This is a genomic window from Rhodothermales bacterium, from assembly GCA_013002345.1.
In the GTDB taxonomy this organism is placed as follows: domain Bacteria; phylum Bacteroidota; class Rhodothermia; order Rhodothermales; family JABDKH01; genus JABDKH01.
The window spans coordinates 1-4,814 of the sequence record JABDKH010000108.1 but is presented as its reverse complement, the minus strand read 5'-3'; the positions used below and the strand labels follow the sequence as shown (position 1 = coordinate 4,814).

Below are 4,814 nucleotides of genomic sequence, written 5' to 3'. Positions count from 1 at the left end.
TCCATAATGAATGCAAACCGTGGTGACGAGTCCTTTCCCATCAGATCGCTGATCGTGTTCTCCGTGATAAGCCGATCCTCCTCCGCAATCTTGACCTGCAGGAGCCGGCGTTTGTCCGGGTGAAGTGTCGTGTCTTTCAATGTCGCCGGCATCATTTCGCCCAGCCCCTTGAATCGCTGTATCTCGACTTTCACATCCTTCCTCTTCTTCCGAAGTCGCGCAATGATCTCTTCCTTGTCCGATTCATCGAGCGCCCAGAACGTCTCCTTTCCTACATCCAGACGGTACAGCGGGGGCTGCGCAATAAAAACAAACCCATCGTCAATCAATGGACGCATGTACCGGTAAAGAAACGTCAGGAGAAGTGTCGAAATGTGGTGGCCATCGGAGTCTGCATCCATCAGCAACACGACCTTGTGATAGCGCAACCGCGAGAGGTTCAGGCTATCCCCCACGCCGCAGCCGAGCGCCTCCACAATGTTCGAGAGCTCCTTGTTAGCCTGCACCTTGCTCAGGGACGCCTGCTGTGCGTTCAGCACTTTGCCGCGCAACGGAAGAATGGCCTGAAACTTCCTGTCCCGCCCCTGCTTGGCGGACCCGCCGGCCGAGTCACCCTCCACGATAAACAACTCGCTTTCGGACGGATTGGTCGAGGAGCAATCGGCCAGTTTTCCCGGAAGATTCAACCGGTGGCTTATGCTGGACTTTCGCCGCACCGCGCGTGCCGCGGCCCGACTGGCCATTCGCGCTCTGGCCGCCTGGATCACACGCGTCGCAATGGCCTCGCCCGTCGAGGGATGAGCGTTCAGATACTGTTCAAGGTTCAGGCGCAGGCTGCCGACGACCAGCGACCGGGCCTCGGGGTTGTTCAACTTCTCCTTCGTCTGTCCCTGGAATTGCGGCTCGACCATGTACAGGTTGATGATCGCAACCAGTCCCTCGCGTATATCGTCGGCCGTGATGTCGACGCCTTTCGGCATCAGTCCGTGCGTGTCCATGTACGACCGCACCGCACTTCTGACAGCGTCTTTCAGCCCTTGCTCGTGCGTGCCGCCGTCCACCGTTGGAATTCCGTTGACAAACGATATGATGACCTCCCTTGGAGCCTCCGTCCACTGAAGTGTGAGTTCAAGCCGTGCACCGTTCTCCAGCCTACCCTCCTTTACCAGGAACGGCTCCGCGTGCGACGAGCGGAGCCCACGGTCCGCGAGTACCTTCGTCAGATACTCCGCAATTCCGCCCTCATGATGAAACTCATACTTCGCCTTGTTCTTCTCGTCACGGAACGCGATGCGCAGACTGCTGTTGAGGTAGGTCTTGACGTCGAGTTGCTCTCTAATGAGATCTGCGTCAAACTCTACCGCGTCGAAAATCTTCTCATCGGGCCGAAAGAAAATGCTTGTTCCCGTGCCACGCGACTTACCGTTTACGACCTTTAGCTTGGTCGTCGGTTTGCCCCGCTTGTATCGCTGCTCATAGGTCTTGCCATCACGCTTCACCGTCGCCCGCAGCTCGGCTGATAGCGCGTTCACAACGGAACTACCCACGCCATGCAGTCCACCGGACGTGATGTAGCTCGTATTGTCAAACTTTCCGCCCGAATGCAGCGTCGTCATGATCACCTGCAGCGTCGGAATCTTTTTTTTCGGATGGATGTCGACGGGGATGCCTCGGCCGTTGTCGGTCACTGTGATGCTCTTCCCATCTGCATGTAGAATCACATCTATGGTCGTGGCAAAGCCGTTCGTTGCCTCATCGACGGCATTGTCAACAATCTCCCACAACAGATGGTGAAGCCCCGGCTTGCCTGTACCTCCGATGTACATGCCCGGACGTTTCCGAACCGGCTCCAGACCTTCAAGGACCTGGATGTCTTTGCCGGTGTATGTCTTTGCCAAAACCTCCGCCATGGGATCTGCGCGCCGCGATTCTACGTGCTATTGTTTGTTCTTGCCGTTCAGCCTTACTTCGATGGGCTCGTGCAAAACACGACTGATCCCACCTCGTTTGATGATGGATCGACCTTTGTTGCCGCGATTCGCGACACTGAATTTTGTTGTTCTCACTACCTCGCGGCGACCGCGCGACGTCTCGACCTCAAGGCCCTGCCGCGCCGCACTGGCCAGCCGATATCCGACCACGTGATCCCCCTTCGAAAGCCGCATCGCGATCACGCCCTTAGCCGCCGTCTTGACCGTCGAAATCTGATTCACAGGAAAAATCAGCACATTTCCGTTGCGCGAGGCCAGGCACACGTTTTCGTCTCCGCCGGAGATTTCAGCACCGACCACAACGTCACGCTTGGCAAGCCGCATGAACAGACGGCCGTTCTTTGTTGACGGCTCGCTGTAAGAGTCAACTGGAATCCGCACAGATAGTCCTGCAGACGATACTGCCACGATGTGTGGTCCGGTCGTGTCGCCATCCGGATCATCGTCCTCAAACAACTCGGGTTCCGCGTCGGGCTCGATGGACACGTCGGGCAGTACACGCTCGTCGAGCGACACGACGCCAACAACCTGTTCTTTGTCCCTGAATTCGAACAACTTCTGGATGGGCGCTCCGTGACCGGTTGTGCTGGGCAGTTGGTCGATGCGCGTCGTGTACGCGCGACCGAAACTTGTGAGAATGCAGACCGCCGCCCGCGTCGAACCGGGAAGGACCCAGCCAATTTCGTCGCCTTCCCGGACCCGTATACTTTCCAGATCGGTGTACGAGCGCTGTCGCTTCACCCACCCGTCTCGCGTCACGATCACTGCATAGTCCTCATCGACGATATAGTCTTCTTCCGAGTACTCATGCTGGTCGTCGGGCCCGCCGATTGTTGTCTTTCGCGCAGTCTCGAATTCCTTCTTGATCGCCTTCAGCTCTTTCTTCACCAGGCGCCATCGCGCATCCTCATCTCCCAGCAGCTTGCGGATGTCTGCGGCAAGCTTCTCCTTATCTTTGAGTTCATCGCGAATCGCACCGATTTCCATCCTGGAAAGCTTGTACAGCTTGATCTCGAGGACGGCTTCCGCCTGCACATCGTCAAGCTGGAATCGATGCATAAGTCGCTGCGCAGCATCCGCCTTGTTCTCGGCTGATCGGATAAGTCGGATCGCTTCGTCAAGGGCGTCGAAAACCTTCTCGAAGCCTTGCAGAATGTGAATTCGCTTTTCAAGCTGCGACAGTTCGAATTCGAGTCGCCGTGTAACCACGTCCAGCCGAAACGCCAGAAACTCTTGCAGAACAGTCCGCAGGTTCACCCTGGAGGGCGTGCATACGTCAGTGCCTGCATTCGGGAGGAGGCACGTCATGTTCACATGGAAACGGGTCTGCAGCGATGTCCTCTTGAACAGATAGGCCATGGCGGCGTCGGGATTGGCACCTCTCTTCAGCTCGAGAACAATGCGCACTTCATCCGTCGACTCGTCACGAATATCTACGATCTGTGGGACACTGCCCTTGAGGATTCGCTCGGCGATGGATTCGATCAGGCTGGCCTTTGTGTTTCCGTAGGGCACCGAGTGAATGATGATTCGGGTCTTACCCTCCATCTTGTACTCGCCCCGGATCTCTATCGGACCCTCCCCGCTTTCATAGACCCTAACCAGCGATTCGCGGTCATTCAGTATCCGCCCACCGGTCGGAAAATCGGGGCCGGAAATATATTTGTCGACGAGGGTGCTGATGCGCGCCTCCGGCTTTCCGATCAGGTGGATCGCCGCGGCGACGACTTCTCCCAGATTATGAGGCGGGATGTTGGTCGCCATTCCGACCGCGATGCCCGTTGCTCCATTCACGAGCAGATTCGGGAACTGCGCCGGCAGGACAACCGGCTCGTTGAGCGTGCCGTCGAAACTCGGCCGAAAGTTTACTGTCTGCCGCCGGATCTCGTCCAGCAGTCGCATCGCGAGGGGTCGAAGCTTCGCCTCGGTGTATCGCATTGCAGCGGCGCGGTCACCGTCAAGCGAGCCAAAGTTACCCTGGCCGTCAACAAGGGGTGCCCGCAGCGAGAAATCCTGTGCCATCCGAACCATGGCGTCGTAGATCGCGGTGTCGCCGTGCGGGTGGTACTTGCCCATCACCTCACCCACGACGGTCGCGCTCTTGCGATGCCGCCCATCCGGGTAGAGCCGCAGGTTGGCGAACATCGCGTAGAGAATTCGCCGCTGGACAGGCTTCAGGCCATCGCGAATATCGGGCAGAGCCCGACTCGTAATAACGGATAATGCGTAGTTGAGGTACCGTTCTCTCGCTGTTTCGTGCAGCGGAATGACGTCTACGACGGGCATGGGTGGTGGGGCAATAACGGCGCTAACAACGGACTCAGAAAGTTAACACTTGCCACTCGAATTAGTTCAAGCCCGGCGATCTCAAAAAGAGAGACCAAAGGTGGTCACCGCGACACAAGGTTACGCACGATCGGCGACCGTGAAGTAGTCCTGCCGCTCGGTCGGGTGGAGCATCAGTATCTCCGCCCGAGTCAGGATGACGAGGGTTCGTGAAGCAGTCTTTCTCGAGATATTGGCTACCCTTGCAAACTGTTCGACGGTGATCCGGCCGTAGGTCTCCAGATACCGCATCAGGGTGTGCTCCTTCTCTCCAAACTCGAATAGCACGTCATCGCGAGATTTGTCACGCATGAGCTTCTCGGCCTCGCGGCTGGCACCGACGCTCTTGTCCTGTACGCGCACGTAGGCCTTCGGGCGCATCGACGGGTGGCCAGGACGGACGAGGTAGTGAGGCTTCTGATCACTCGATCTGACCCACACGACAATCACGTCGCGCCGACGAGAGATCTCGACATGCTCGAGTCGAACAGGAACGGC

At 57.6% G+C, this 4,814-nt stretch carries 3 protein-coding genes; all 3 read right to left on the bottom strand.

Going from position 1 to position 4,814, the window contains the following annotated elements; genetic code table 11:
* Positions 1–1,910, bottom strand: a 1,910-nt coding sequence (locus tag HKN37_05535; protein NNE46106.1) for a type IIA DNA topoisomerase subunit B, incomplete at its 3' end; no start/stop codon positions are given.
* Between the two features lie 27 nt (positions 1,911–1,937).
* Positions 1,938–4,277 (bottom strand): DNA topoisomerase IV subunit A, encoded by a 2,340-nt coding sequence (locus HKN37_05530; protein NNE46105.1) that lies wholly within the window; start codon positions 4,275–4,277, stop codon positions 1,938–1,940.
* Positions 4,278–4,397: 120 nt separating this feature from the next.
* A partial coding sequence (locus HKN37_05525) for an ATP-binding protein (GenBank protein ID NNE46104.1) occupies positions 4,398–4,814 on the bottom strand: 417 nt, incomplete at its 5' end.